General features: G+C 36.3%; 22 protein-coding genes. 10 read left to right on the plus strand and 12 right to left on the minus strand.

Annotation, left to right across the window (positions count from 1 at the left end; all coding sequences use genetic code 11):
* Positions 1-342: 342 nt before the first annotated feature.
* A complete protein-coding gene (gene dnaK / locus GM921_RS16030) occupies positions 343-2,244 on the plus strand; it encodes a molecular chaperone DnaK (protein WP_182923630.1) in 1,902 nt (633 codons plus the stop codon).
* Between the two features lie 191 nt (positions 2,245-2,435).
* Here dnaK and GM921_RS16035 read toward each other — a convergent pair whose 3' ends face one another.
* Genes GM921_RS16035 through GM921_RS16055 form a run of 5 tightly spaced genes read right to left on the minus strand, consistent with a single transcriptional unit; the run spans position 2,436 to position 7,236 of the window.
* Entirely contained in the window at positions 2,436-3,131 is a 696-nt protein-coding gene (locus GM921_RS16035; protein WP_182923631.1) for a TMEM175 family protein, read from the minus strand.
* A 13-nt stretch (positions 3,132-3,144) separates the two neighbouring features.
* Positions 3,145-4,266, minus strand: coding sequence for a phosphotransferase enzyme family protein (locus GM921_RS16040; protein WP_182923632.1), 1,122 nt, complete (start codon positions 4,264-4,266; stop codon positions 3,145-3,147).
* On the minus strand, positions 4,212-5,111 hold the full coding sequence (locus GM921_RS16045) for a nucleotidyltransferase family protein (protein WP_182923633.1): 900 nt from the start codon (positions 5,109-5,111) through the stop codon (positions 4,212-4,214). Before GM921_RS16045 ends, GM921_RS16040 begins: the two co-directional genes overlap by 55 nt.
* A 56-nt stretch (positions 5,112-5,167) precedes the next feature.
* Positions 5,168-6,736: a helicase HerA-like domain-containing protein gene (locus GM921_RS16050; protein WP_182923634.1), complete on the minus strand. Its 1,569-nt coding sequence runs from the start codon at positions 6,734-6,736 to the stop codon at positions 5,168-5,170.
* A gap of 53 nt (positions 6,737-6,789) precedes the next feature.
* Positions 6,790-7,236: a DUF2059 domain-containing protein gene (locus GM921_RS16055; RefSeq protein WP_182923635.1), complete on the minus strand. Its 447-nt coding sequence runs from the start codon at positions 7,234-7,236 to the stop codon at positions 6,790-6,792.
* Positions 7,237-7,883: 647 nt separating this feature from the next.
* Between GM921_RS16055 and GM921_RS16060 the strand changes: the two genes are divergently transcribed.
* On the plus strand, positions 7,884-8,627 hold the full coding sequence (locus GM921_RS16060; RefSeq protein ID WP_182923636.1) for a hypothetical protein: 744 nt from the start codon (positions 7,884-7,886) through the stop codon (positions 8,625-8,627).
* 1,219 nt (positions 8,628-9,846) lie between these two features.
* Here the strand turns inward: GM921_RS16060 and GM921_RS16065 are convergent.
* From GM921_RS16065 to GM921_RS16085, 5 genes are all read right to left on the minus strand, one after another.
* Positions 9,847-10,959, minus strand: a complete 1,113-nt coding sequence (locus tag GM921_RS16065; protein WP_182923637.1) for a M42 family metallopeptidase — start codon at positions 10,957-10,959, stop codon at positions 9,847-9,849.
* 118 nt (positions 10,960-11,077) lie between these two features.
* On the minus strand, positions 11,078-11,485 hold the full coding sequence (locus GM921_RS16070; RefSeq protein WP_182923638.1) for a GNAT family N-acetyltransferase: 408 nt from the start codon (positions 11,483-11,485) through the stop codon (positions 11,078-11,080).
* 69 nt (positions 11,486-11,554) lie between these two features.
* On the minus strand, positions 11,555-13,096 hold the full coding sequence (locus GM921_RS16075) for an acyl-CoA carboxylase subunit beta (protein ID WP_182923639.1): 1,542 nt from the start codon (positions 13,094-13,096) through the stop codon (positions 11,555-11,557).
* An 8-nt stretch (positions 13,097-13,104) separates the two neighbouring features.
* Positions 13,105-13,932, minus strand: a complete 828-nt coding sequence (locus GM921_RS16080; protein ID WP_182923640.1) for a BRO family protein — start codon at positions 13,930-13,932, stop codon at positions 13,105-13,107.
* 51 nt (positions 13,933-13,983) lie between these two features.
* A complete protein-coding gene (locus tag GM921_RS16085) occupies positions 13,984-15,219 on the minus strand; it encodes a porin (RefSeq protein WP_182923642.1) in 1,236 nt (411 codons plus the stop codon).
* Between the two features lie 199 nt (positions 15,220-15,418).
* Between GM921_RS16085 and GM921_RS16090 the strand changes: the two genes are divergently transcribed.
* From GM921_RS16090 to GM921_RS16100, 3 genes are all read left to right on the plus strand, one after another.
* Positions 15,419-15,757 carry a hypothetical protein gene (locus GM921_RS16090; protein ID WP_182923643.1) on the plus strand — a complete coding sequence of 113 codons (339 nt, stop codon included), beginning with the start codon at positions 15,419-15,421 and terminating at the stop codon, positions 15,755-15,757.
* Positions 15,758-15,842: 85 nt separating this feature from the next.
* Positions 15,843-17,447: a SulP family inorganic anion transporter gene (locus tag GM921_RS16095; RefSeq protein WP_182923645.1), complete on the plus strand. Its 1,605-nt coding sequence runs from the start codon at positions 15,843-15,845 to the stop codon at positions 17,445-17,447.
* A gap of 4 nt (positions 17,448-17,451) precedes the next feature.
* Positions 17,452-18,111 (plus strand): carbonic anhydrase, encoded by a 660-nt coding sequence (locus GM921_RS16100; RefSeq protein WP_182923646.1) that lies wholly within the window; start codon positions 17,452-17,454, stop codon positions 18,109-18,111.
* Between the two features lie 119 nt (positions 18,112-18,230).
* Here the strand turns inward: GM921_RS16100 and pruA are convergent, their stop codons facing one another.
* Positions 18,231-19,862: an L-glutamate gamma-semialdehyde dehydrogenase gene (gene pruA, locus GM921_RS16105; protein ID WP_182923647.1), complete on the minus strand. Its 1,632-nt coding sequence runs from the start codon at positions 19,860-19,862 to the stop codon at positions 18,231-18,233.
* Between the two features lie 151 nt (positions 19,863-20,013).
* Between pruA and lpxK the strand changes: the two genes are divergently transcribed.
* From lpxK to GM921_RS16120, 3 genes are read left to right on the plus strand one after another with little or no spacing between them, the layout of a single operon-like run.
* The gene (gene lpxK / locus GM921_RS16110; protein ID WP_182923649.1) at positions 20,014-21,066 is read left to right on the plus strand and encodes a tetraacyldisaccharide 4'-kinase; all 1,053 of its coding nucleotides are present in this window, start codon (positions 20,014-20,016) and stop codon (positions 21,064-21,066) included.
* A complete protein-coding gene (locus GM921_RS16115; protein ID WP_182923651.1) occupies positions 21,038-21,853 on the plus strand; it encodes a purine-nucleoside phosphorylase in 816 nt (271 codons plus the stop codon). The genes lpxK and GM921_RS16115 overlap by 29 nt, the downstream gene beginning before the upstream one ends.
* Positions 21,853-23,859: a putative porin gene (locus tag GM921_RS16120; RefSeq protein ID WP_182923653.1), complete on the plus strand. Its 2,007-nt coding sequence runs from the start codon at positions 21,853-21,855 to the stop codon at positions 23,857-23,859. Before GM921_RS16115 ends, GM921_RS16120 begins: the two co-directional genes overlap by 1 nt.
* Positions 23,860-23,937: 78 nt before the next feature.
* Here GM921_RS16120 and GM921_RS16125 read toward each other — a convergent pair whose 3' ends face one another.
* Positions 23,938-25,200, minus strand: a complete 1,263-nt coding sequence (locus GM921_RS16125) for an asparagine synthetase B (protein ID WP_182923654.1) — start codon at positions 25,198-25,200, stop codon at positions 23,938-23,940.
* 179 nt (positions 25,201-25,379) lie between these two features.
* Between GM921_RS16125 and GM921_RS16130 the strand changes: the two genes are divergently transcribed.
* Positions 25,380-25,838 carry a peptidylprolyl isomerase gene (locus GM921_RS16130; protein WP_182923655.1) on the plus strand — a complete coding sequence of 153 codons (459 nt, stop codon included), beginning with the start codon at positions 25,380-25,382 and terminating at the stop codon, positions 25,836-25,838.
* Positions 25,839-25,919: 81 nt separating this feature from the next.
* Positions 25,920-26,462, plus strand: a complete 543-nt coding sequence (locus GM921_RS16135; protein WP_182923657.1) for a DUF5606 family protein — start codon at positions 25,920-25,922, stop codon at positions 26,460-26,462.
* Positions 26,463-26,474: the final 12 nt, after the last annotated feature.

The raw sequence follows: 26,474 nt of genomic DNA on the forward strand, positions 1-26,474 counted from the left end.
ACCGACGTTTTTATGTTGTTGGTTTTAGGCTTTAGCCACATTGGTTCATAATTGTACAAGTTTTTGTTAGTTAAACCTGATGGTAGCGAACACGGAGCGAAGTGGAGTAAAGCGGACAGCAGGACAGAAAAGTCAAAAGAACTACTGACAAACGTTTTCCGAAAATTTTAAATCGTTAAACCTACTGCCTTTTAGCTTGTTTCTGCCAAGCTGTCAGCATAATTTTTATTTATTTTTTACATTTTAACAGTCTTTTTACTGTTATTTCTGCCAAAACCTAATTGGCACATTGCTTGTTATTAGCTTGTAAACAATAAAAATTTAAAAGAAATACAAAATAAAATGGGAAAAATAATTGGTATAGACTTAGGAACAACGAACTCTTGCGTTTCTGTAATGGAAGGTAACGAACCTGTAGTTATAGCCAACAGTGAGGGTAAACGTACTACGCCATCTATTGTTGCTTTTGCAGAAAATGGCGAGCGTAAAGTAGGTGAACCTGCTAAACGTCAGGCGATAACGAACCCTACAAAAACAATTTATTCTATTAAACGCTTTATGGGCAGCAGCTATGCTGAGGTTGCTAAAGAAATTGCTAGAGTACCTTATAAAGTAGTTAAAGGTGATAATAACACGCCACGTGTTGAAATTGACGACCGTAAATATACTCCTCAAGAGATTTCGGCTATCATTTTACAAAAAATGAAGAAAACTGCTGAAGATTTCTTAGGACATGAAGTTACTGAAGCGGTTATTACAGTGCCTGCTTACTTTAACGATGCACAACGTCAAGCAACTAAAGAAGCTGGTGAAATTGCTGGTTTAACAGTAAAACGTATCATTAACGAACCAACTGCAGCTGCTTTAGCTTATGGTTTAGATAAAGCACACAAAGACATGAAAATTGTTGTGTTTGACTGTGGTGGTGGTACGCATGACGTTTCAGTTTTAGAATTAGGTGATGGTGTTTTCGAAGTAAAATCTACTGATGGTGATACTCACTTAGGTGGTGATGATTTTGACCACGTAATTATCGATTGGTTAACTGATGAGTTCAAAACTGAAAACAGTATGGATTTAGCTAAAGATCCAATGGCTTTACAACGTTTAAAAGAAGCGGCTGAAAAAGCTAAAATTGAGTTATCAAGCACTACTTCTACAGAAATTAACTTACCATATATTACTGCTGATGCTAGCGGACCAAAACACTTAGTACGTACTTTAAGTCGTGCTAAATTTGAGCAATTGGCTAGTGATTTAATTAAACGTACAATTGATCCTTGTAAATCTGCTTTGAAAAATGCTGGTTTAAAAGTTGGTGATATCGACGAAATTATTTTAGTAGGTGGTTCAACTCGTATTCCTGCAATTCAGGATGCTGTTAAAGCTTTCTTTGGTAAAGAGCCAAGTAAAGGTGTAAACCCTGATGAAGTTGTGGCAATTGGTGCTGCTATTCAAGGTGGTGTTTTAACTGGTGAAGTTAAAGATGTATTGTTATTAGATGTTACTCCACTTTCTTTAGGTATTGAAACTATGGGTGGTGTAATGACTAAATTAATTGAAGCAAATACAACTATTCCTTCTAAAAAAGCAGAAACTTTCTCTACAGCTGCTGATAATCAGCCTTCGGTAGAAATCCATATTTTACAAGGTGAGCGTCCAATGGCTGCTCAGAACCGTACAATTGGTCGTTTCATTTTAGACGGTATTCCGCCAGCTCCAAGAGGTGTACCTCAAGTAGAAGTTGCTTTTGATATTGATGCTAACGGTATTTTACATGTAAGTGCAAAAGATAAAGCTACTGGTAAAGAGCAAAAAATTCGTATTGAAGCTTCATCTGGTTTAACTGATGAAGAAATCAAAAGAATGAAAGAAGAAGCAGAAGCAAATGCAGAATCTGATGCTAAAGCAAAAGAAGAAGCTGATAAAATTAACGGTGCTGATGCTTTAATTTTCTCTACTGAAAAACAATTGAAAGAGTTTGGTGATAAATTATCTGATGATAAAAAAGCGCCAATCGAAGCTGGTTTAGAGAAATTAAAAGCAGCTCATTTGTCTCGTAACTTTGCAGATATTGATGCAGCTCAAGAAGAATTGCAAAATGCATGGAACGTAGCTTCAGAAGAAATGTACAAAGCTGGTGAGCAACCTCAAGATGGAGCTCCTCAAGCTGATGCTCAACAAGGTGGCGATACAGTTACTGATGTTGATTTTGAAGAAGTAAAAGACGAAGAGAAAAAGTAGTCAGAAAGTCTGGAGACCGAAAGTCCAAAGATAATAAATAAAAAAAGCGTTGCTGATTAATTTCAGTGACGCTTTTTTTGTGCTATTTGTCATTCCGAACGTAGTGAGGAATCTCATTTATGATTTTCACTATAAGAAATGTAAGTTAATATAACCTTATATGTTTCTTAAATGCCTTATACGGTTCAATATTACTTTTTACGTCTCGTATTAACTTTATGTGTAAACTCTAACTCATTCCTCTTTCCAAAGTATCTATTTAAAATCATAATAGCAGGCCAAATCAACATCGGACTAAACCTACTCAGCAGGTTTAAATGATTTTCCTTAGGTAAGAAAAAATTAATAAGCGCACCAATAATAAAAATAGAAGGAACAACTAAAGTTCTCCAACGAGCTAATTGTCGAGTTTTAAGATCATCAAATCCTTCAGAAATTCGACCTCGGTGTTTGATGATATAAGATAGTAAAGCATAATTTAAAAGGCCAGTTGCTGCAACATTTGCGCAATAGAAATAAAAAGGCAAAGAATACTCTGTTTGTTCACTATAATACGCCGAACTAAAAGGCATCAAAATAATGGTGAACAAAAAGAAAAAGTTTAGCCAAATGAGTTTATCATCATAATCTTTTATAAAAGAAAATAAACGATGATGTGAACGCCAGTAAATAGCAATTACAAAAAAGCTAATGATAAAGCCAATAAATCGAGGAAGGAGTTCTGCTAGTTGACTTAGCATTTCACTACCGTTCATTCCATCATGAATATGAGGAGGTTTAATCTCTATAACCAAAAGTGTAATCGCGATAGCAAATACAGCATCAGTAAAGAGAATCATCCTTTCAATTTGAAACTCTTTCTTTAATTCGTTATTAATCTGCGACATGTTACTTTGGAAATTAGGATAAACATTCTTCGATTATATCTTGCAAAATCTTTTCGTTTTCAGACAACTCACTTAAAAGCTTAAACTGATTTTTTGCCCTATCTAAATTTTGCGTCGGATAAGTAATCGGATAATAAATACTTCCGCTTAAGTAATCGGTTAAAAAACGTAAAGCTTGCATATAGACCATGTATCTGCCAGAAAACAAAATCAATTCCTTTTCCGTTGGAGTTAAAATATCCTTCATTTCAGATAAATAACCTTTAACAGTAGCTTCAAAATAAGGCAATCTGATTTTTATTTTATTAAGATCAGTTTCGTTTTCAGAAAAAGCACAAAGATAAGTGCGCATCATATCTCCTAAATCAGAGATGAATTTACCAGGCATTAGCGTATCTAAATCAATAACGCAAACTCCAATATTAGTAGTCGCATTTAGTAATACGTTGCTAATTTTAGTGTCGTGGTGCATTACACGATTAGGGAAATCTTTGCTATGCTCGTAAGAATGGTAATAATCTACAATAAAATGATGGTGCAAAGCAGTTTCAATTTCATGATTTGCACTAGCTTTTAAACTAGCCGAAGTTTTACTTAACGCAAAAGTAAATTGCTCATAACGCCAAGCCAAATCATGAAAACCAGGAATAGTATCATTTAAAACTGAAGTATCAAACTGATTTAGTAGCCTACTAAATTTACCAAATTGTTTTGCTGCTTCGTAAGCTTGTTTAGGCTCACTAAGCGTGTCAAATGCAATCGTATCAGCTACAAAAGGAAGTAATCGCCAGTATTCATCGTTATGATGAGCCATCGCATCACCGTTTAAAGTAGTAACTGGCGCTGGAAAAAGATAATCAGGGTTATGCTCTTTTAAATAATCAGCAACTGCTTTAATATTATTTGCAATAGCAAATGGATCTTTAAAAACCTCTGTATTGATGTTTTGGAGAATATACTTTTTGTCGTCTTTTAAGGAAGAAAGCAAATAGGTTAGGTTAATATGCCCCGAACCTATTTGCTGTAAAGATATATTGTCGGCTGTAAATCCGTAAGCCTCTATTATTTCTTTGTCAATACTTAACTCCATAAATTTTCTGGGTACATCCCATCTTTTATCAACTGATCTATGCAATTTTGCACAAAAGGTTTATCCTCTTTATACGTTACACCAAACCACTGGTTAGAAGTTGGTACCACTTTAAAAGCTGCAGTATTCGTTTTAACCAAGTTCTCGCCAATTAACGGAATAAAAAACTCAGCTTTTGGTTTGTCTTTATTTGCTGCTGCAAATTCTCTAAATAAATCTTCAGTAACTTTGAAAACCGCAGGTGTAAAGCCCCAAAAGTTCATAGAAACAGGCGTTTCAAAAGCTAAAGGATATTCTTTCTCATCTTCTTCGTATACAATGGCGCCATCTTTCTGATAAATTTTTGTACGCTCTACAATTTCTGCCAAATTACCATCAGCATCAACTTTACAAACCCCACGAGAAACTGCTCCAAAGTCTGATAAAGTTTTTCCTATCTGGTAACCTATAATAGAAAAATTACTATCTGTAGCTTCAGTATTTAAAAAATGAACCATTTTCTCGTATGCATCTAAACCATAAAAATCATCAGCATTAATTACACAAAAAGGTTCGTTAATTACTTTTCTTCCAGATAGAATTGCATGCGCTGTACCCCAAGGTTTTTCTCTGTAAATTTCCTCTTCAATGCCAAATTGTTTTAAATCGAAGTTCTGAAAAACGTAATCAGTTTCTATTTTTCCTTTAAGTTTAGCATCGAAGATAGCTCTAAAATTATCTACAAATTCTTCTTTAATGATAAATACAACTTTACCAAAACCTGCTTTAATTGCATCATAAATAGAGTAATCGATGATGGTTTCGCCATTAGGACCAAAGCCATCAATTTGCTTCATGCTTCCGTAACGACTAGCCATACCAGCCGCTAATATTAATAAAGTAGGTTTCATTTATTTGAAATATTTTTTAGTTAACGATGTTAGTTTAGAATGGGCTAAAGATAATACTAAAAGCCAAATAATCCACCGCCAGAGCGAGGTTTTTTGCCAGTTAGCATTCCAAATAAACCGCGGACAATTTCTTTACCTATTTGGCGAGTAATCGTTGCACCCATTACTTTTTCTACTATACTTTTTTCGCCAGGTTTAGGTTTGCTTTCAGCTTCTATGCGTTCTTGCTCTTCGGCTGCAGCTTTAACTTCATTGTCTTCCGCAAGTTTTTTATTAACTCTATCGGTCAGCATTTCAAAAGCGCTTACTGGGTCAATAGTTGCTTGGTATTTAGTAAATAACGGACTAGCCTGCATCAATTTATCACAATCTGCTGCTGCCATTGGTCCCATTATCGCCCTTGGCGGAGTAAGCATAGTTGCGGCAACCTCTGTTGGGATACCCTTTTCATTTAATACAGTAACTAACGCCTGCCCAGTACCTAATCCAGTAAGTATTTTATCAATTTCATAAAAGTCTGATTTCGGATAGGTATTTACCGTTTTTCTCAACGCATCAACATCATTTGGTGTAAATGCTCTTAATGCATGTTGCACCCGATTACCCAATTGCGCCAATACGCTTTCGGGCACATCCATTGGCGATTGCGTACAGAAGAAAACGCCAATCCCTTTAGAACGAATTAATCTAATAATGGTATTTACTTGTTCTAAAAATGCTTTAGGCGCATCGTTAAACAATAAATGTGCTTCATCAAAGAAGAAAACCAATTTAGGTTTATCCAAATCTCCAGCCTCTGGCATTGCCTGATAAATCTCTGCCAATAAACTTAATAGAAACGTAGAATATAAAATGGGCTGATTTTGTACGTCGGAAATGTTTAGCAAACTAATTACTCCTTTGCCATCTACTCTGCTAAAAAGATCCTCAATATCGTAAGATGTTTCGCCAAACATACTCGCCAAACCTTGCTGCTCTATCGCCACAACTTTTCTTAAAATAGTGCTCGATGTTGCCGTAGAAATAGATCCATAACTGCCTTTAATTTCTGCAGCACCGTCTCCTTCTGATAAATAACCTAACAGTTTCTTTAAATCATTTAAATCTACAATAGGCATTTTGTTATCATCGGCATATTTAAAAATTACCGCCAATACACCGGTCTGGGTTTCGTTTAACTCTAATATCTTAGCCAATAAAACTGGTCCAAATTCGGTAACTGTGGCTCGCATTTGCGCACCAAGTTTACCGCTTAATGAATATAATTCTACCGGGAAACCGCTAGGAGCAAAGGGTTTGTTTAATTGCTTTGCTCTATCTTCAATCTTCGGGTTTGTAGTGCCGGGCTGATTTAAACCAGAAAGATCTCCCTTTACATCTAACATAAAAACGGGTACGCCAGCGTCCGATAGCTGTTCTGCTAATAACTGTAAGGTTCTAGTTTTGCCCGTTCCAGTTGCTCCTGCAATTAAACCGTGTCGGTTCATCATACGTAAAGGCAAGTTTACTTCTGCTTCGCTAAGTACTTCGCCATCTAAAATACCTGCGCCTAAATAAATAGATGCGCCTGTTGGGGTGTATGATGCTTTTATTTTTTCTATAAATAGCGGTTTTTTATCGCTCATGATGTAGGTGTTTGTGGCGTTTAAATTAATAAAGATATAGGAGAAACTATAAATTAATTATATTTCTCTTTTAATTTCTCCACTACTTTTTGTCCAATTTTCATGCCTAATTGCTGTCCAACTTGCATAGACTCTTGTGTAATAATGGGTGTTTTCTCAGCAAACTTTTTACCTATCGGCGATTCATAAAAAGCAATTAATTGATTAATGTCGGCCAAGGTTAAATGTTTTTCATACACAGGAACCAGCATATCTGCCATATCACCTATTGTTGTTTTTAAAAGTTCAGCACTCATTTCAGTCCAAAATTCTTCAGGCACATCAGATTTCTTCGTTTTAAAGGCAGTTATCATTTGGTTAATTACCACTTTACAAGTGTTTTCGGCACCAGATGCGACCATCATTTTTTTTAATGCGGTTTTGTATTCGGTATTTGTTTGGCCAAAGCACACGCTTGTAGATATCACGAAAAACGTAAGGAGTGTTAATAATTTTTTCATAGGGTTTTTGTTTTCAAGGTTAATTAGATAATCTGATTTGTAGTATATAAAGCTATTTATTTTTTAGTAGTTGTATTCTATTTGGTTAAATATTTTCAGCAGAGGTTTGGGGGAAGTTTTTTGGTAGGCTGAAGGAACCACCCCGCCTTTCAGGCACCCCTGCAAGGGAGGGGAATTGCAAAGTTGTGCATGCTAGGTTTCTTTTTGCAGGTGGTGTAATTCTTTTGGCGGGTGGTCTAGTTCTTTTTGCGGGTTGTCTAGTTCTTTTTGCGGGTGTTCTAGTTCTTTTTACGGGTGTTCTAGTTCTTTTTACGGGTTGTCTAGTTCTTTTTGCGGGTTGTCTAGTTCTTTTTGCGGGTGGTCTAGCTCTTTTTGCGGGTGGTCTAGTTCTTTTTACGGGTGTTCTAGCTCTTTTGGCGGGTGGTCTAGTTCTTTTGGCGGATGGCTTAGTTCTTTTGGCGGGTGGTCTAGCTCTTTTTGCGGGTGGCTTAGTTCTTTTTGCGGGTGGTGTAGTCCTTTTGGTAGGCAGTTTATTCGTTTAGTTGGAGTATATTCCCTTAAAAGACTAGTAATTAGCTAATTTGTGGCTGTTTAAATTCTATACCTTGAGGTTAATTAATAAGTGTATTTATTTAATGATTTAAACAATGTCTAAAATTAATGAAACAGGAGAAGCTAAAAATCTAGCGAACTTTGAAATTTTAATTACTTATGTAATTGGTTTTGGTGCAATTTATAAGCCGTCTAGGGCATCGATTAGTGTTGGCAATATGCAGGGGCAATTGGTAAAGGCAAAGGATGTAGTTAATGAATTACATGTGGTGTTGGCTAGTTGGAGTAATGCTGTTGCTGCTAGGGAGATAGAATTTAAACCTTTAAGGGGGTTAAGCACTCGTTTATTAAATGCTTTAAAAGCTACTGATACTCCACTACAGATAATTGAGAATGTAGCAACTATAAATAGAAAGTTGCAGGGTAAAAGGGCATCGGCTAAATTAACGGAGGAGGAGAAAAGTGCATTGGCAGCTGAGGGGAAGGCGGTTAATCAGATTTCTGTATCGCAACGGGGTTATAATAATATGTTGGATCATTTTGATAAGTTGGTTAAGTTGCTGGCTTCTATCCCTCAGTATAAGCCGAATGAAACGGAGTTGAAGGTTGCAACATTGACTTTGTTATATACTAAGTTGCAACAATTGAGTATGGCGGTTGTTGCAACTGAAATTGAACTTAGTAATGTGCGTTTGTTGCGGAACGAGTTGATGTATAACTTGGAAACGGGTGTTGTTGCTACTGCTCAGGATGCAAAAACATATGTGAAATCTGTGTTTGGTGCTGGTAGTGCTCAATACAAACAGGTTTCTGGTTTGATTTTTAAAATGGCGAAGTGATTGTAAGGATGTTGATTGTAAATCCTCTAAGGTTTCTTAGAGGATTTTTTGTTTTTCTATATATGTCATGCTTGTCATCCAGAGCGCAGCGAAGGATATCTTTTTTAGCTCGCCGCCGCTGTGGCTCTTACCTTTTTCTTGATAAAAAGGTAACCAAAAATCAAGGCTGTGTATCATCTCTCGGATTAAGCTATTAAAACTTTTAAGGCAACAAGCAGCAGGTTCGATGAAAGATCGAACTGGCTCATTGTTTTGAGCTGTGGTTTTTGAAAGGTAATGGAGAAGTTTTAATGCTTTCTCCTTCGGGATGCTACAAGGCCGGTCCTCGTTCTTGGGAATGGGTTGTGGTTTTGGAAAGGTTGTAGGGCGGTTGCGTCATTGCGACCGTAGTGGAGAAATCTTTCTCGCTTATTAATCTATCAGTTGTTGTGGATTATTAATCTGTTTATATATTTTCAGCTGTATTAATGAGCTCAGAAGTTCGGTTTCAAATCCACTTTTATTTATAATTTTTAGCTCGCCGCCGCTATGGCTCTTTCTTTTCTCTTGATAGAAAAGAAACAAAAGATCAAGGCTTAGTATCATCTCTCGGATTAAGCTATTAAAACTTTTAAGGCAACAAGCAGCAGGTTCGATGAAAGATCGAACTGGCTCATTGTTTTGGACTGTGGTTTTTGAAAGGTAATGGAGAAGTTTTAATGCTTTCTCCTTCGGGATGCTACAAGGCCGGTCCTCGTGCTTGGGAAAGGGTTGTGGTTTTGGAAGGGTTGTAGGGCGGTTGCGTCATTGCGAGGCACGAAGCAATCTTTCTTGACTAGATAGATTGCTTCACTCCATCACTTTCCCCTAGCTTCGGTTGGCAATGACGACCGCATTTCCCACTCGTTATTGCGAAGGAGTTTCTTCACTGACCGCTATTGCACAGGTTTTTGTTATTTAAACCTGATTGTAGTGTAAAGCCCGCAAGTTGAGGTACGAAACGAGGACTTGAAACGGAAAGCAGGACTGACTTTAATAGTTGTGGTGTTTTTGCTTTTCGAAAAAGGAAAAATGTTTTAATAAGGATTTAGGAGATCCTTCGCTGCGCTCTGGATGACAAAATACCACATAGGTGGCATAGTTTTAAGTTTAAACAAAAAAGGTCTAAGAAATTAATCTTAGACCTTATGTTTCACTGCATTACGGTTCCCGTTTTCACGGGAATGACGGGGTTAGTTGCTTACTTAAACTCTCTAAAATCCTGATTGGCTTTAATGTTTAACAAGCTTTGGTAAATTAAGCTAATTACATTATCTACATCTTCTTTGTGGACCATTTCTACGGTGGTGTGCATGTAGCGCAATGGCAGGGAAATTAATGCCGATGGTACGCCGCCGTTTGAGTAGGCAAAGGCATCGGTATCTGTGCCGGTAGAGCGAGAAGAGGCTTGGCGTTGAAAAGGAATGTTGTTTTTCTCGGCCACTTTAATTAGTAATTTATTTAGGTTGGTTTGCACGGCTGGGGCGTAAGAAACTACTGGTCCTTTGCCGCAAGCTAAATCGCCCTGTGTTATTTTATTAATCATTGGGGTGGTGGTATCATGCGTTACATCGGTTACGATAGCCACATTTGGTTTGATGCGTTGAGCGATCATTTCGGCACCACGTAAACCAATTTCTTCTTGTACGGAGTTTACAATGTATAAACCGAATGGAAGTTTTTGTTTGTTTTCTTTTAATAAACGGGCTACTTCGGCAATCATAAAACCGCCTGCACGGTTATCTAAAGCTCTACCTACGTAGTAACGATCGTTTAAAATCATAAACTCATCTTCGTAAGTAATTACGCAACCTACATGGATGCCTAGTTTTTCTACTTCTTCTTTGGTGGTGCAACCGCAATCTAAAAAGATGTTTTTTAAGGCTGGTGCTTCTTCTTTTTCGCCATTACGAGTATGGATAGCTGGCCAACCGAATACTGCTTTCACTAATCCTTTTTCGGTATGGATGTTTACGCGTTTTGATGGTGCGATTTGATGATCTGAACCGCCGTTGCGGATAACGTAGATTAAACCGTCGGCTGTGATGTAATTTACATACCATGAAATTTCATCGGCATGGGCTTCGATAACTACTTTATACTCGGCCTTTGGATTAATTACACCTACTGCTGTACCGTAATTATCTATAAAATGCTCGTCGATGTATGGTTTTAAATATTCTAACCATAGTTTCTGACCTTCCCACTCGTAGCCAGTTGGGGCTGCGTTGTTGATATATTTCTCGAAAAATTGTACTGATTTTTTGGTTACTACGGGTACGTGTTTCTTTTTATTTTCTTCTTTCTTTGCCATAATCTTATTTTAGATTTTAGATTTACAATTTTAGAATGGCAAGTGCCAAACCAATTCATCAATCTAATTTGTTATTCTTTATTCTTCTGTTTTAAATCGTAAGTCGTAAATCTACAATCTAAAATTCCCTTTCCATTATTACAAAATCAAACCCGTCTGCTGTGTAGGTTTTATCTGTTTCGTGGAAGCCAAATTTAGTATAAAATTCTTTTGCATTTACTCGGGCATTGCACCAGAGTTTTGTCAGTTTTTGAGTTTTGCAGAAATCGATTAGGTATTCCATTAGTTGTTTGCCTAAACCTTGATGCTGTGCTGTTGGTAAAACTGCTAGTTTACGAAACTGACCAACATCGCCCTGCGTAAATAAAGAGACTACGCCAGTTAATTCGTGTTCTACATAAATACCGAAGTGTGTGCCTTCGAAATCGTTTTCTAGTTTTACGAAATCGTAGGGATGATTGGGGTACATAGCGATATGTCTAATGCGCCAAGTTAGGGATGGAAATATTTGTTCGACTACTGCCATTACAGTTTGTGTTGCGTTTTGTGGGTTGCCTGTTACGGGGTTGGATGTTTAAAAACCATTCTTTGCTCTTTACAAAGGAATATTTCCGTGTTTTTTACGAGGATTGTTGACCACTTTGTTTTCTAGCATTTTAAAGGCTTTAATTAATTTAACTCGTGTTTGAGATGGTTCTATTACTTCATCTACAAAGCCACGTTCGGCTGCACGGTAAGGGTTGGCAAAAATTTCTGAATACATTTTTTCTTTCTCCAACCATTTGTCTTGAGGGTTTTCTGCTGCAGTAATTTCTCTTTTAAAAATGATTTCTGCTGCTCCTTTAGCACCCATTACTGCAATTTCGGCGGTAGGCCATGCGTAGTTCATGTCGGCACCGATGTGTTTACTATTCATTACATCGTATGCGCCACCATAGGCTTTACGGGTAATTACGGTAATGCGTGGCACGGTTGCTTCGCTAAATGCATATAATAATTTTGCACCATTGGTGATGATGCCGTTCCATTCTTGGTCTGTTCCGGGTAAGAAACCGGGTACATCTTCAAAAACTAACAACGGAATATTGAAGCTATCGCAGAAGCGAACAAATCGGGCTGCTTTTACAGAGGCATGATTATCTAAAACTCCTGCTAAATAGGCAGGCTGATTTGCTACGATGCCTAAACTTCGGCCTGCTAAGCGGGCAAAACCTACGACCATGTTTTCGGCGTAGTCTTTATGTACTTCTAAAAAGCTATCGGTATCGGCAACTGCCGAAATAATGTCGCGAACATCATACGGTTGTGAAACATTTTGTGGTAATACTTCATTTAGCGCAGGGCGATTTTCGTCTGCAATTTCATAGGGTAAACTTGGTGGAAGTTCTTCGCAGTTTTGAGGAACGTAACTCAGTAGTTTTTTAACATGACTGATGGCATCGAGCTCATTGGCGCATGCAAAATGTGTAACGCCAGATTTTGTAGCGTGTGTTGTTGCACCGCCTAATTCTTCGGAACTTACTTCTTCATGTGTAACGGTTTTTACTACGTTGGGGCCAGTTACAAACATATACGAAGTGTTTTCGACCATTAAAATGAAATCGGTTATGGCTGGTGAATATACTGCACCACCTGCGCAAGGGCCCATAATTGCAGACAATTGAGGGATAACACCAGAGGCTTGTACGTTGCGGTAAAAGATATCTGCGTAACCACCTAAAGAAACTACACCTTCTTGAATTCGTGCACCACCGCTATCGTTTAAACCGATAATTGGAGCGCCGTTTTTCATGGCCATTTCCATTACTTTACATATTTTCTCGGCGTGAGTTTCTGAGAGTGAACCGCCAAAAACTGTAAAATCTTGAGAGAAAACATAGGTTAGTCTGCCGTTAATGGTTCCGTAGCCTGTAATTACGCCATCGCCAAGGTATTGTTCTTTTTCCATGCCGAAATCGGTATTGCGGTGTGTAACTAACATGCCAATTTCTTCGAAGGAACCTTCGTCCATTAAGAAATGAATACGTTCGCGAGCAGTTAATTTGCCTTTTTTATGTTGGCTATCTATGCGGGCTTGTCCGCCGCCTAAGTGGGCACTTTTTATTTTATCTTGAAGGGTTTCGATTTTGTTTTTCATAACTGTTATTATTTCAGTTCTTTGTTTTCTTTCGAGGGTGGTAAAAAATTTTCTCCAGTTACCACATTTTTACCAGTTTTTGCTTCTAACGCAAATCTAGCATCTTTAGCAATAGTACCACCTTTTTTGCTTGCTTTTGCATTTTCTTGTAATCCTTTAGCTTCATCGGATTCTGCTATTTGCCTTGTAGATAATTCTGCAAGTGCAGTAAAAATGAGTTCTGCCTCAGACATGTGATCTCTAAGGTTTTGTGATTTTAAACCCTTTAAATCTTTATGATTTTTTACAGTTAGCCCAGTCCATTCTTGATGAATTATATTTGTTAATAATGCGAAATCATTGTTTTTAGTAACGCCACTTTCTTTCCAATAATCAGTAAGTTTGTTTCGGGTTTCTTGCCCAGTCATGCGTTGTTGTATCCATTTTTGGCTTCGTCCAAGTTTTTGCCAATTCTCTCTTGCTCTAGCTAAACTTTGTTCCGGATCTGCCAATTCTTGCATGCGTTCGTAACCTACTTTTGCTAACCATTGTTTAAAAGGTTCAGCTTTTGGGCTAGGGATGGATTGAATTATACGTAGTAATGACTGGGTGTTGGCAATATCTGTTTCTCTCATTTTGCCATCCGCTGCTTTTAATTTGAACTGTCGACAGATTGTCGACAGTTCAAATCCATCATTATTATTTACCCTTAATTTCATTTTAAACCAATAATCTCTTGGGTTTGCGCTGTTGGTCAGAATTTCTATTACATCGATAACTGAAAAATACCATTGTTCTTCAGTTTCATCCCAATGAGTTCTAACTTGTTTTTCCTCAAATAATTTTATGTTGTTCATAGATTATAAAAGTAATCAAAATACTAACTGTTTTAGTTTTTTGAAATTGTTTTACCAACGATATTGCAAACGCGTAGTAAATACGTTGTCTTTTAAATCGCTTTGGTAAGCAGTTAAAGTAGTGCCATCATTAGAAACATGTTCATTATATACTGTGAATTTTAATCTGGCATTTACAGCACAGGTAATTCCGTAGCCCAAAGTAGCGTATTTAATATCGCCGCCAGTTGTGTTGTTTCCGGCAAGGCCGATGGTATTTTCTTTGACGTCGGTATTAGGATCGTAAACATCGTAAGCTAGTAAAGCTGTAAATCTGCTTTTAGCGATTTGCTGGGTTAACCAAAAGTAATACCCATTAAAATGACGCAGATATAAATTGGTTAAAGGTTGTGTAGCAAAACTCTGACTTGCATAAGGGCCTGCAAGGCTAGTTGAATTTGCAACACCAGGTTGTGTGCCTTCTACATATTCTGTTTTAAAGGTTGTAGTACCAAAAGTATTATCGTATTGCACTTGTAAATTGGCGCCGTAATAATCGCGGTTTAAATTTTTATTTACGTTATCTGGTTTTGTATTGGCTACGAAACCGTTGCCATTGGCAGTATAATAAGTATCGGTATTGCTGCGAACGGTTCCTTTGTAAATTGATGCGCCAAAACCAATGTGTAAATGCTTATTGGCTAAACTATCGAACTTGAAGTTTAAACTAGCCACAATGTCTTTTCTAGAATCGTAATCTCTAGCCGAAAGTCCGCTGCCGTTTACTAAAGCAACATCTGCTGTTAGAAATTTGGCTATTTTTTTAGAATTAAAGCTAAGCATTGCACCTAAATCTCTTTCTCGAGGCATTAAGGTTTGAAACACTCTTGCACGTTCTGGGAAATCTCTGTAGCCAGATGAGTACACAATAGAGTAACCAAAGGGGCGATTGAATAAGCCGGCGGTTAACATTAATTCGGGTATTTCGGGTGTATGTAATTGAATAAATGCATCCATTAAATTTACACCGTTTTGTGTAGCATCTATTTGAAATACAATATTGGAGAATTTATCAACTCTGTCAATTTTTAATCTTCCTCGGCGAATCATGAAACGGCTATCGCTGTTGGCAGAAAAGTCTCCGCCAGAAAAAGAAGTAATTCCGCCAGATTGTGCTTTTTGAAACTGCGTTTGTAGATAACCCGTTATTTTTATGTCGTGCAAATCATAAGATGATGGCGCATTATTACTTTGTGCCAATGTTAAAAACGGACAAAAGAGGAGTAAAAAGAGTAGAGTTTTTCTCATGAAAATAGAGGTTGTTTTGAGGGCGTTAAATTACGGTTAATCCACTGTTTTTCTGCACAGATTTGAAATTTTTAAGCACGCTTACTATTTCTTCAATTGTAAAAATCTCGTTTTAAATTACATTTTAATTACTATTTTATTTGATGGTTTGCCAGTTTTGGAACTATTTTTGGAGAAATCTAGAAAATTTAACTGATTTATGTTTTTAAGAAAATACCGTGTACTTATTGTGCTAGCCTTTATGGGCATCTTTACTGCAAAGATGGTAATTTCTGGAGCGCCTGTATTTTTCGCTCACATGGATAAATACTTTATGAATGCTGTAATTATGCAGCTAGAAGTAGAAAACCATGGTGATGATGCTGGTAAAGCGAATGTTAAATTTTCTGATCATAAGTTAATGTTTCAACGTTACGATTTAACTTATGTGCCGGTATTAATAGATTATGGTGTTACCAATAGTTTTATTGAACATTCTCGGCGATACGTAGATCCGCATCATCCTTCCGTTCCAACACCGCCTCCTAACTTTTCATAATTTTTATTTTCGTCGTTTTAGCATGCAAAATATTTTTTCGCATGGCGATGATATGTCTTAAATTATTAAAATTTAATAGGTTTTTATGGAAAATAGAAATTCGACCTTCTCTAGGTTCGAAGTAAAAAAATATATCTTAAAAAAGAATTTAAAGAAAGACTTGCCTTCAAGTGTGGTTGTCTTTTTAGTGGCTTTGCCCTTATGTTTGGGTATTGCTTTAGCCTCTGGCGCCCCCTTGTTTGCGGGTTTAATTGCAGGTATAGTAGGTGGTATTGTAGTTGGTTTTGTAAGCGGTTCGCAGTTAAGTGTAAGTGGCCCTGCTGCAGGTTTAACGGTTATTGTTTTAGGAGCTATCGCCCAGTTGGGCAGTTATCAGATATTCCTGCTTGCGTTGGTTTTGGCAGGAGTTTTTCAATTGGTGCTCGGTCTAATTAAGGCCGGCACTATTGGAAATTATTTCCCATCTAGTGTAATAGAAGGGATGCTAGCAGCTATTGGTTTAATTCTTATTCTAAAACAATTGCCCCATGCATTAGGTGTGGATAGCGATTTTTTAGGTGATGAAGGATTTTTTCAGGGTGATAACCAAAACACGTTTTCTGCGATAAGTAATGCTGCAAGTCATTTTAGTTTAGCGGCAATTGTTATTAGTGTGTTGTCGGTTTTAATTCTGGTGTTTTGGCCAAAGTTCAAGAAACTTAGTGTTGTGCCAGCCCCGTTATTGGTGGTAGTTTTAGGTATTACTTTAAGCTTAGTTTTTCAGGAGACTAATTTTGCCCTAAAAGCACAGCAGATGGTAAACATTCCGGTAGTAAATGGATGGGGTGAATTTGCAGGCTTATTTAGCATGCCAGATTTTTCTCAAATTGGCAATAAACAAGTTTGGATTGTTGCTGGTACCATTGCAATTGTAGCAAGTTTAGAAACGCTTTTAGGTGTTGAGGCTGTTGATAAAATTGATCCGATAAAACGGATTACACCAACTAACCGAGAGTTAATGGCGCAAGGTGCAGGTAATATGATAAGCGGTATGTTAGGCGGTTTACCAATGACATCAGTAATTGTGCGTAGCTCGGCAAATGTAAATGCAGGAGCAAGAACAAAAATGTCGGCGATATTTCACGGCGGCTGGTTGTTGTTATCATTGTTGTTCATTCCATCCTTAATAAATATGATACCGTTAGCGTGTTTAGCTGCTATCCTTTTAGTTACAGGTTATAAACTAACAAGGATTGCTTTATTCAAACACATGTTTCATAAAGGTTGGGATCAGTTTATTCCTTTTGTAGTTACTGTACTAGCAGTAGTACTTACCGATTTATTAAAAGGTGTAGCGGTTGGAATGGCTTTCTCTATATTTTATTTATTACGTACCAATATGCGTAATCCTTTCTTTTATAAAATGCAGGAAGAAGGTAATAAAAAGAACATTAGAATTAAGCTTGCCGAAGAAGTTTCCTTTTTAAATAAAGCTGCAATACAGGTATTATTAACTGGTATACCAAAAGAAACTAATGTAATTATAGATGGATCTAATGCGAGATACATAGATCCAGATGTTTTAGAAACCATATTTAATTACAAGCACAATGCATATACTAAAGGCATTATTGTAACTTTAGAGCAGATAAAAAGCCATTATGCTGTGCCAAAATTAAATACAAAGATTGTAGAAAAAATTAATCATTAAAATTATGTGCGCAAAAACAATAGAAACAAAAGATATAACATACGATACCTTATTAAAAGGAAATAAAGATTGGGTTGAGGATATGAAAAAAACTGATCCAACCTACTTTGATAAATTGTCTGAAGGGCAAAACCCGCCTGTACTATGGATAGGCTGTTCTGATAGCCGAGTACCAGCAAATCAGATTACAAACACGCTACCAGGCGATATTTTTGTACACAGAAACATTGCAAACGTGGTTGTACACACAGATATGAACATGTTAAGTGTGCTCGATTATTCGGTGAATGTGTTAAAAGTAAAACATGTAATTGTTTGCGGTCATTATGGCTGTGGTGGTGTAAATGCTGCTTTAGGAAACAAACAAGTTGGTATTATCGATAATTGGTTGAGAAATATTAGAGATGTTTATCGCATGCACGAGAGAGAAATGGCTACCATGAAAGATCACGAACAAAGATCTAACAGATTGGTAGAATTAAATGCTATTGAAGGTGCAGCCAACGTAATGAATACTTCAATTGTTCAGAATGCTTGGGCAAACGGTCAAGAACTTTCGGTTCATGCTTGGGTTTATAGCTTAAAAACTGGTCTCATTAAAGATTTAAAAGTGAGCAGTCATAGTCTTGATGATGTTTCGCCAGCTTTCAAAGTAGGTCTTTAAGCATCAGTAATTTAAAATAGAAAATCCCGAACTTAGGTTTGGGATTTTTTTTGAAAACTATAACGCATAAAAAACCCGCAGCATTTAAATGTCGCGGGTTTTTCTATTATAAAGCTTAATTACTCGGCTAAAAATGGATATCTATAATCTTTAGGTGGATCAAATGTTTCTTTAATGGTACGTGGAGAAACCCAACGTAATAAATTAATCATCGAACCAGCTTTATCATTAGTACCGCTACCTCTTGCGCCACCAAACGGCTGCTGACCAACTACTGCACCAGTACATTTATCGTTGATATAGAAATTACCAGCCGCATTACGTAACCGTTGCGTAGCTTTTTCTAATGCATATCTATCTTGACCAATTACAGCACCAGTTAAAGCATAAATAGAAGTGCTATCGATAATGTCTAACGTTTTTTCGAAGTCTTTATCATCATATACAAATACTGTTAAAACTGGACCGAATAACTCTTCACACATGGTGGTATATTTCGGATCATCAACCACTAAAACAGTTGGTTCAATAAAATAGCCTTTACTGTTGTCGTAATTTCCGCCAGCAATAATTTCTACACCTTTATCTTTTTTAGCAGCATCTATATATTTTGCTAAACTGTTAAATGATTTTTCATCAATAACGGCATTAATGAAATTGCTGAAATCTTCAGTTGGCCCCATTTTAAAAGTAGCTAAATCGCGAAGCATAAACTTCTTAACTTCTGGCCATACGCTTTTAGCAATGTAAACTCTACTTGCAGCAGAACATTTTTGACCTTGATATTCGAACGCCCCACGAATAATAGCAGTACTTGAAACTTCTGGATCAGCAGAACCGTGAATTAAGATAAAATCTTTTCCGCCTGTTTCTCCAACTATTCTTGGATAGGTTTTAAATTTATGAATGTTGTTACCAATCGTTTTCCAAATATCCTGAAAAACTCCAGTAGAACCTGTAAAGTGAATTCCTGCAAAATCAGGATGAGAGAAAATAACATCTCCAGCATCTGGGCCAGAAACATAAACTAAGTTAATAACACCATCTGGTAATCCCGCTTCGCGGAAGATTTGCATTAAAACATTAGCTGCAAAAATCTGAGTGTTTGCTGGTTTCCAAACTACAACGTTACCCATCATCGCTACAGAAGTTGGTAAATTACCTGCAATTGCTGTAAAATTAAATGGAGTTAAAGCGAACACAAATCCTTCTAACGGACGTTGTTCTAATCTATTCCAGCTTCCGCGAGGAGAAACTGGTGGTTGTTGTTTGTAAATTTCAGTCATGTAACTCACGTTAAAACGTAAGAAATCGATCAATTCACAAGCTGCATCAATCTCTGCCTGATATGCATTTTTACTTTGCCCCAACATCGTTGCAGCATTTAATTTATAACGGTACGGACCAGCAATTAAATCGGCAGCTTTTAAGAAAATAGCAGCACGATGTTCCCAGGCTAAGTTTTCCCAATCTGCTTTTGCAGCCAAAGCCGCATCAATAGCTTGTGTTACATGGCTTTTATTTCCTTTGCTAAAATTAGCCAGCACATGCTGATGATCGTGTGGAGGAGTAACTTTTCCCTTTTGTTCGGTATGAACTTCTTCTCCACCAATATACATTGGAATATCAATCACTTTTGAGCGAGCATCGGCCAATGCCGCTTTTAATAATTCGCGTTCTTTACTGCCTGGTGCATAACCCAAAATGGGCTCATTAACAGGTGTAGGTACGTTAAAAAATCCTTTAAGCATAAATTAAATTCTTGTTTAGGCAAAGATAAGGCTTTTATTTAAAGCCGATGTGTGTTATAGGTCAAAAATATTAACAGAAAATAGACCGATTTTGTATAGTTCTAAAGTCTTGCTTTTGTTTTTTAAATTATCTGTATTTTTGAAATCGAACATGATGAACTATTTACGCCTTTTTCTGTTTCCATTTGCTATAATTTATGGTTTTGTCATCCTATTAAGGAATAAACTATACGATTGGGGTATTTTCAAATCTACAAAGTTCGATTTGCCTGTAATTTGTATTGGAAATTTAGTGGTTGGTGGTGCTGGCAAAACTCCTACAACAGAATATATAGTTAGGCTTTTGGCCGACTATAAAATCGCGATTTTAAGTCGTGGTTATGGTCGCGAAACAAAGGGTTTTTTACTTGCGGATAAAAATTCAACTGCGAAAACCATAGGTGATGAACCCATGCAATACTTCCAAAAATTCCCAAGTATTACAGTTGCAGTTTGTGAGGATAGAGTGAATGGAATTAATTTATTAAAAGATAATCACGATGTGATTTTATTGGATGATGCTTACCAACATAGAGCTGTAAAAGCTGGTTTTAATATTTTGCTATTTGAGTTTGATAAATTAATGAAGATGCAATTTCTTCTCCCAATGGGGAATTTAAGAGAACCATTAAATAATTACAATAGGGCAAATGCAGTGTTAATTACAAAAAGCCCCAAGCCTGTAAATATGGTAGATCAAGTAGAAGTTCGGAGAAAAATTGATACAGAATTAGATCAACGACTTTCTTTTTCATCTATTAAGTATGGAGAGTTAACACATTTATTTACCAAGGAAATTAAATCAGATATCGCTTCATTTGAAATTTTCTTAATTACAGGAATTGCAAATCCAAAGCCGCTATTAACTTATCTAAATCAGTTTTCGCAACATATTCATTCTTTTGAATACCCAGATCATCATGATTTTACACAACAAAATATTAATGAGCTCATAAAGGCGTTTAAAGAACATCCTGCCAAAGAAAAAATTATAATTACAACAGAAAAAGATAGTCAACGTTTATTAGGTGATAATTTAAAAGATTTACTGTTAAATTTGCCAATATACTACCTGCCAATTGAAATAGAATTGGCCACAAAAGATAAATTCACCTTTGATAAAAATATACTAGATTATGTTGCAAGTACTAAAAGAATCCGTTGAATACCTAAAAGGAAAAATAGCAGGGTTTGAGCCAGAAGTAGGAATTGTATTAGGTACAGGCCTTGGCGGCTTGGTTAAGGATATTGAGGTAGTTCATAGCATTATGTATTCTAGTATTCCTAATTTCCCAATTTCTACCTTAGAATTTCACTCAGGGAAATTAATTTTCGGAACCTTAAAAGGTAAAAAAGTAGTAGCCATGCAAGGCAGATTGCATTATTACGAAGGTTATTCGATGCAACAAATCACTTTTCCAATTCGGGTTTTAAAAGCATTAGGCATTAAACATTTATTTGTTTCAAATGCTGCGGGCTCGTTAAACAAAGATTTCAAAAAAGGCGATTTAATGATTATCAATGATCACATTAACCTGCAACATGAAAGTCCGCTTCGCGGGATTAATGATTCTGATTTAGGACCACGTTTTCCAGATATGAGCCAACCATATAATCGTAATTTAATTGCACAAGGATTAAAAATTGCGGAAGCAGAAAAAATTACCTGCCATCAAGGTGTGTATGTTGCAGTAACTGGACCAAATTTAGAAACAAAAGCTGAATACAACTATTTACGAATAATTGGTGGCGACGCAGTAGGAATGAGTACCGTTCCGGAAGTAATTGTTGCAAACCACATGAGCTTACCAGTTTTTGCAATTTCTGTTTTAACAGACGAAGGTTTCCCAGAAGATTTACAACCCTTTAATTTAGAAGAGATTTTAGAAACTGCTGCACAAGCAGAACCAAAAATGACCCGTATTCTTAGCCAGCTTATCTCTAATTTATAATGCGAAAAATAGTTGCATCCATTCTTTTTTGTTACTTAATCTTATGCTTTGCAAATGCATTTGCGCAAGATTTAAAAATAAATGTGAACAATAACAAGGAATTGGATTCTTTACGGAAAAAAGAAGAAGGTGGCACCGATTCGGTAGTTTTTAGTGCTAAATATATTCGATACACCACACATAAACTAACTAAAGATAGTATTCAAACACTGCCAATAGATACAGGATTAACGGGTATACAAAATTTTAGTGTGTTGGCTCAACCTCGTCGCCCAACAGTTGGCACAGGAGTTATGGGTTTAGCAGCAAGGTCTTTGTTATTCGAACCCTTAAAAACAATTGGATTTGATGCTGGTTTTCACGCTTTAGATTTTTATATCTTAAATCACGAAGACGTTAAGTTTTACCAAGCTCGTACACCTTTTACCAGTCTATATTATGTAAATGGATCAGATAAAGAACAAGTTTTAAAACTTACGCATTCGCAAAACATTAAAAAGAATTGGAATTTTGGCGCTAATTTTAATAGGATAGGAGCAAACGGATTTTATACTCACCAACGTGGTGACGATTTAAATGCGGCAATTTTCACTTGGTATCAATCGCCAAATAAACGCTATAATTTATGGGTCGATGGAGTATTTAATACCTTAAAAGCACAAGAAAACGGTTCAATTGTAAAGGAAAATATCTTTACAGAGACTACTGGTACAACATTAGTTGATAAACAAGCAGAATCTGTTCGCTTAAGCTCGGCCAAACAGCTTTGGAGAAAAAATTCTTTTATGTTAAGGCAAAGCTATTTTGTTGGCCGAATAGATAGTACAGGTAAAAGCACTTCGCAAAGTATTTTACCTACCAATAAAATAACACATACATTAACCTATACCAACAGCTCTTATTCTTTTAAAAAGGATGAAATTGATGCCTATAAAGTTTTACCTCGCGGAGTTGCTGATTCAGTATTTACCAATGATTCAACCAATGTTAAACACATTCAAAATGAATTTATTTATAGTTTCTTTTTAAGAGCAAAAGGTAATTCACTCATTAAAAACGAATTAAAAATAGACGTAGGTATTCGTCACGATTTTTACGACTATGCACAGTATGGTATATTGGAAGATAAAACCAATTTCTACAAACACACAAATGCATTCCAAAATATTAGTTTATTGGGTAATTTGGGGTATCGCTTTAGTAACAGAGTTGATTTCAATTTAGATGTACAACAAATTTTTCAGGGAGAAAACACCGGAGATTTCTTGTACGAAGCTAAAAGTAACTTGCTATTAAGTAAAAAAGCAGGACGAATTGTTTTAGGAGCGTATTTACAAAATAAATCTCCAGAAGAAATTTATAACCGTTATTACGGAAACCATTACCAATGGAAAAATACAAATTTCGATCGTACTAAAACGGCAAACTTATCTTTCAATTATATAAATGAGCAGCTTAAACTAGATGCCTCTGCTTCTTATTATTTAATTACAAACTATCTGTATTTTGAAAATGTACCAGATACACTTAACAAAATTAGACCAGCTCAAGCAAGTGGTGACATTAATTTATTACAGGTTAGTTTGGGAAAAAAATTCAGCTATAAATCTTGGCATTTAGATGCTTACGTGGTTTATCAAAAAACAGACAGCAAAAACACATTAAGAACCCCAGAAGTTTACACCTTTAATAGTATTTATAAAGAACAAACCTTTTTTAAAGCACTTAAAACACAAATTGGCTTCGATATTAGATACAATACTCCTTATCTCGCCAGTTCATATTCTCCAGCGGCAAGTCAGTTTTATAACGGAGATAATATCACCTTTGGTTCTAAACCAGTGGTTGATGTTTGGATAAAAGCAGGTCTACGTAGAGCAAATTTATTCCTTAAATACGACTACGCAAACCAAAGCTTATTTAGTAACGGTTTTTACACGGTAAACCGTTATCCAATGCCAGATCGGTTATTGAAATTTGGTGTAAGCTGGAATTTTTACGATTAGATTAAGGGAGTCATTAGTCTAAAGTCAATAGTCTTGAGTATACCTGAGACTCAAGACTGAGGACTCAAGACTAAGTTTCTAAGTCTTCTGAGGTTTCTTCTTAGCCGCCGGAAACAAAACATTATTCAGAATTAACCGATAACCCGGAGAGTTTGGATGCAAACTTAAATCCGTAGGAGGGTCGTTAACTTGATGCTGGTAATCTTCCGGATCATGGCCACCATAAAAAGTAAACTGCCCTTTGCCAATTTCACCATGCAAATAGCGCACCTCATTACCACCCTTATTCTCTCCCAAAACAGTAATACTAGGCTTTACTAAACTCTTTCTAAAAGCAGTAGTCTGTCCCATAAAACCCTTAATCACTTTATCATGATCTTGCGTAAGCATCGTAGGCACTAAATCCCACTTTGCAGAAAAATCAAACAAAGTGAAGTAATCATTACTCTCAGTAAAATTGCGAGTTTGTGTAACATCAATATCCGAGAACTCGTAACGCTCAGGGTTCATATCTATCTTAAAATCCTTAAACGCTACGCTATTATTATAATTAAGTTTAGATTGAGCATTGGCATCCGTACCATCGCCATCAAACATGCTTTCTGCAATATCAACCCCTTCAGCAGCAAGTGCAATGTCAAAACTATCAGTGCCAGAACACATGGCAAACAAAAATCCGCCGCCAGCGCAAAACTCTTTAATACGTTTGGCAACTGCTAATTTCATTTCAGAAACCTTTTTAAAACCATTTCTTTTAGCAGCTGCTTCTTGATTTTTTACATCTTCCCTGTACCAAGTTGCATTTCTAAATGACGCCCAAAAACGTCCATACTGACCAGTGAAATCTTCATGATGTAAATGCAACCAATCATAGCCTGTTAATTTATCTTTTAAAACCTCATCATCGTAAATAATATCGTACGGAATTTCGGCATATGTTAATACCAACGTTACCGCATCATCCCAAGGTAGTTTGCTTTTTGGCGAATAAACGGCAATTTTCGGAGTTTTCTCCAACTTTACCATTTCCATATTCACATCCGGATTATTGATTTCATTTAAAATCGCATTCACTTTTCCATCGGCTAAAATCTCATAAGAAACACCTCGAATTTTACATTCATCCTCAACAGCTTTTACGTATTTCACTAAAAAACTACCACCTCTATAATTTAAAAGCCAATCTACTTCTGCTTGTTGTTTTATGCTCCAATAAGCAATTCCATAAGCCTTTAAATGGTTTTTCTGATTTTCATCCATATAAATTAATATAGATGATGCCTTTGCAACAACAGAAAAAAGGAGAATGATAAATAAGAAAATATATTTTTTCAGAATCATAACTTGACGTTCATACGAATGTATATTTTTTGAAGACTATTCTAAAATTATTATGCTGAATAAACGTTAAAATACAGTATTTTCATATAGATTTCTAATTTCTTGACAGGATTTATACCGTATTAGTTATCGCTTTCGTTTCAATTTACTAAATTTGCCCTCCAACAAAAAAATATACAATGAGTAAAGCAATAATAAAAACTGAAAAAGGCGACATGACTGTTGAGTTCTATGAAAAAGATGCTCCTAAAGCAGTTGCCAATTTTAAAAAATTAGCCAACGAAGGCTTTTATGACGGAATCGCATTTCACCGTGTGATCCCTAATTTTGTGGTTCAAGGCGGTTGCCCTAACTCAAAAGATGGTGCAACAGGTATGGCTGGTACTGGTGGTCCTGGTTATAAAATTGACTGTGAATTAGATGGCGAAAACCAATTTCACGATCGCGGTGTATTATCTATGGCTCACGCTGGAAGAAATACAGGGGGATCTCAATTTTTCATCTGCCATAGCAGAGCAAACACTGCTCATTTAGACCGCGTACATACCGTTTTTGGTAAGGTGGTAGAAAATGTAGATATTGTTGACGATATTAGACAAGGCGATAAGATTTTATCGATAGAAGTATTAGCAGATTAAAATAGACACTAGATTTGAGACATTAGATTTGAGATAGTATTTCTCACTTCTCATATCTCCTATCTCATATCTCAAAAAAATATGAATTTAAGAGGAATTGTAGCCGTATCTGGCAGACCAGGTTTATTTAAACTTGTTGGACAAAATAAAGCGGGTTATGTTTTAGAAAGTTTAGATGCACAAAAATTAAAAATTGTGGCTAATATTTCTACAACCAAATTAGCTTCTTTAGAAGATATAACCATTTATGGTGAAGATGAAGAATTGAAATTAATAGATGTTTTAGCCAACATTACTGCAGCAAAAGGCTCGGTGCCAGATGCTAAGGCTGATGGTACAGCATTAAAGAATTTCTTTTTAGAAGTTGCGCCAGGTCATGATCAAGAGAAAGTTTACACTTCTGATATGAAGAAAATTTTAACTTGGTATCACTTATTAAAAGATATGCCTTTGTTTACTGAAGCAGCTCCAAGCACAGAAGTAGAAGGCGCAAAATCAGATGATAAATTGGATGTGAAACCTAAAGTTGCACTAAAAGCTAAACCATCTAATGCAAAAGCACCAACTGCAAAATCATCAGCGCCAGCTAAAAAGGCAAGCATGACTAGCAAAAAAGGAGTTTAATTAGCTTATGGT

Origin of the sequence: Pedobacter planticolens (assembly GCF_014172375.1) — a bacterium.
In the GTDB taxonomy this organism is placed as follows: domain Bacteria; phylum Bacteroidota; class Bacteroidia; order Sphingobacteriales; family Sphingobacteriaceae; genus Pedobacter; species Pedobacter planticolens.

Bases quoted from the DNA above. Each gene is read 5' to 3' on its own strand.
- GM921_RS16100 (WP_182923646.1), top strand. From the start codon at position 17,452: ATGTGCGCAAAAACAATAGAAACAAAAGATATAACATACGATACCTTA.
- GM921_RS16075 (WP_182923639.1), bottom strand. From the start codon at position 13,096: ATGAAAAACAAAATCGAAACCCTTCAAGATAAAATAAAAAGTGCCCAC.
- GM921_RS16115 (WP_182923651.1), top strand. From the start codon at position 21,038: ATGTTGCAAGTACTAAAAGAATCCGTTGAATACCTAAAAGGAAAAATA.
- GM921_RS16035 (WP_182923631.1), bottom strand. From the start codon at position 3,131: ATGTCGCAGATTAATAACGAATTAAAGAAAGAGTTTCAAATTGAAAGG.
- GM921_RS16070 (WP_182923638.1), bottom strand. From the start codon at position 11,485: ATGGCAGTAGTCGAACAAATATTTCCATCCCTAACTTGGCGCATTAGA.
- GM921_RS16050 (WP_182923634.1), bottom strand. From the start codon at position 6,736: ATGAGCGATAAAAAACCGCTATTTATAGAAAAAATAAAAGCATCATAC.
- GM921_RS16065 (WP_182923637.1), bottom strand. From the start codon at position 10,959: ATGGCAAAGAAAGAAGAAAATAAAAAGAAACACGTACCCGTAGTAACC.
- GM921_RS16045 (WP_182923633.1), bottom strand. From the start codon at position 5,111: ATGAAACCTACTTTATTAATATTAGCGGCTGGTATGGCTAGTCGTTAC.
- GM921_RS16125 (WP_182923654.1), bottom strand. From the start codon at position 25,200: ATGATTCTGAAAAAATATATTTTCTTATTTATCATTCTCCTTTTTTCT.
- pruA (WP_182923647.1), bottom strand. From the start codon at position 19,862: ATGCTTAAAGGATTTTTTAACGTACCTACACCTGTTAATGAGCCCATT.
- GM921_RS16080 (WP_182923640.1), bottom strand. From the start codon at position 13,932: ATGAACAACATAAAATTATTTGAGGAAAAACAAGTTAGAACTCATTGG.
- GM921_RS16055 (WP_182923635.1), bottom strand. From the start codon at position 7,236: ATGAAAAAATTATTAACACTCCTTACGTTTTTCGTGATATCTACAAGC.
- GM921_RS16060 (WP_182923636.1), top strand. From the start codon at position 7,884: ATGTCTAAAATTAATGAAACAGGAGAAGCTAAAAATCTAGCGAACTTT.
- lpxK (WP_182923649.1), top strand. From the start codon at position 20,014: ATGATGAACTATTTACGCCTTTTTCTGTTTCCATTTGCTATAATTTAT.
- GM921_RS16120 (WP_182923653.1), top strand. From the start codon at position 21,853: ATGCGAAAAATAGTTGCATCCATTCTTTTTTGTTACTTAATCTTATGC.
- dnaK (WP_182923630.1), top strand. From the start codon at position 343: ATGGGAAAAATAATTGGTATAGACTTAGGAACAACGAACTCTTGCGTT.
- GM921_RS16085 (WP_182923642.1), bottom strand. From the start codon at position 15,219: ATGAGAAAAACTCTACTCTTTTTACTCCTCTTTTGTCCGTTTTTAACA.
- GM921_RS16130 (WP_182923655.1), top strand. From the start codon at position 25,380: ATGAGTAAAGCAATAATAAAAACTGAAAAAGGCGACATGACTGTTGAG.
- GM921_RS16090 (WP_182923643.1), top strand. From the start codon at position 15,419: ATGTTTTTAAGAAAATACCGTGTACTTATTGTGCTAGCCTTTATGGGC.
- GM921_RS16135 (WP_182923657.1), top strand. From the start codon at position 25,920: ATGAATTTAAGAGGAATTGTAGCCGTATCTGGCAGACCAGGTTTATTT.
- GM921_RS16095 (WP_182923645.1), top strand. From the start codon at position 15,843: ATGGAAAATAGAAATTCGACCTTCTCTAGGTTCGAAGTAAAAAAATAT.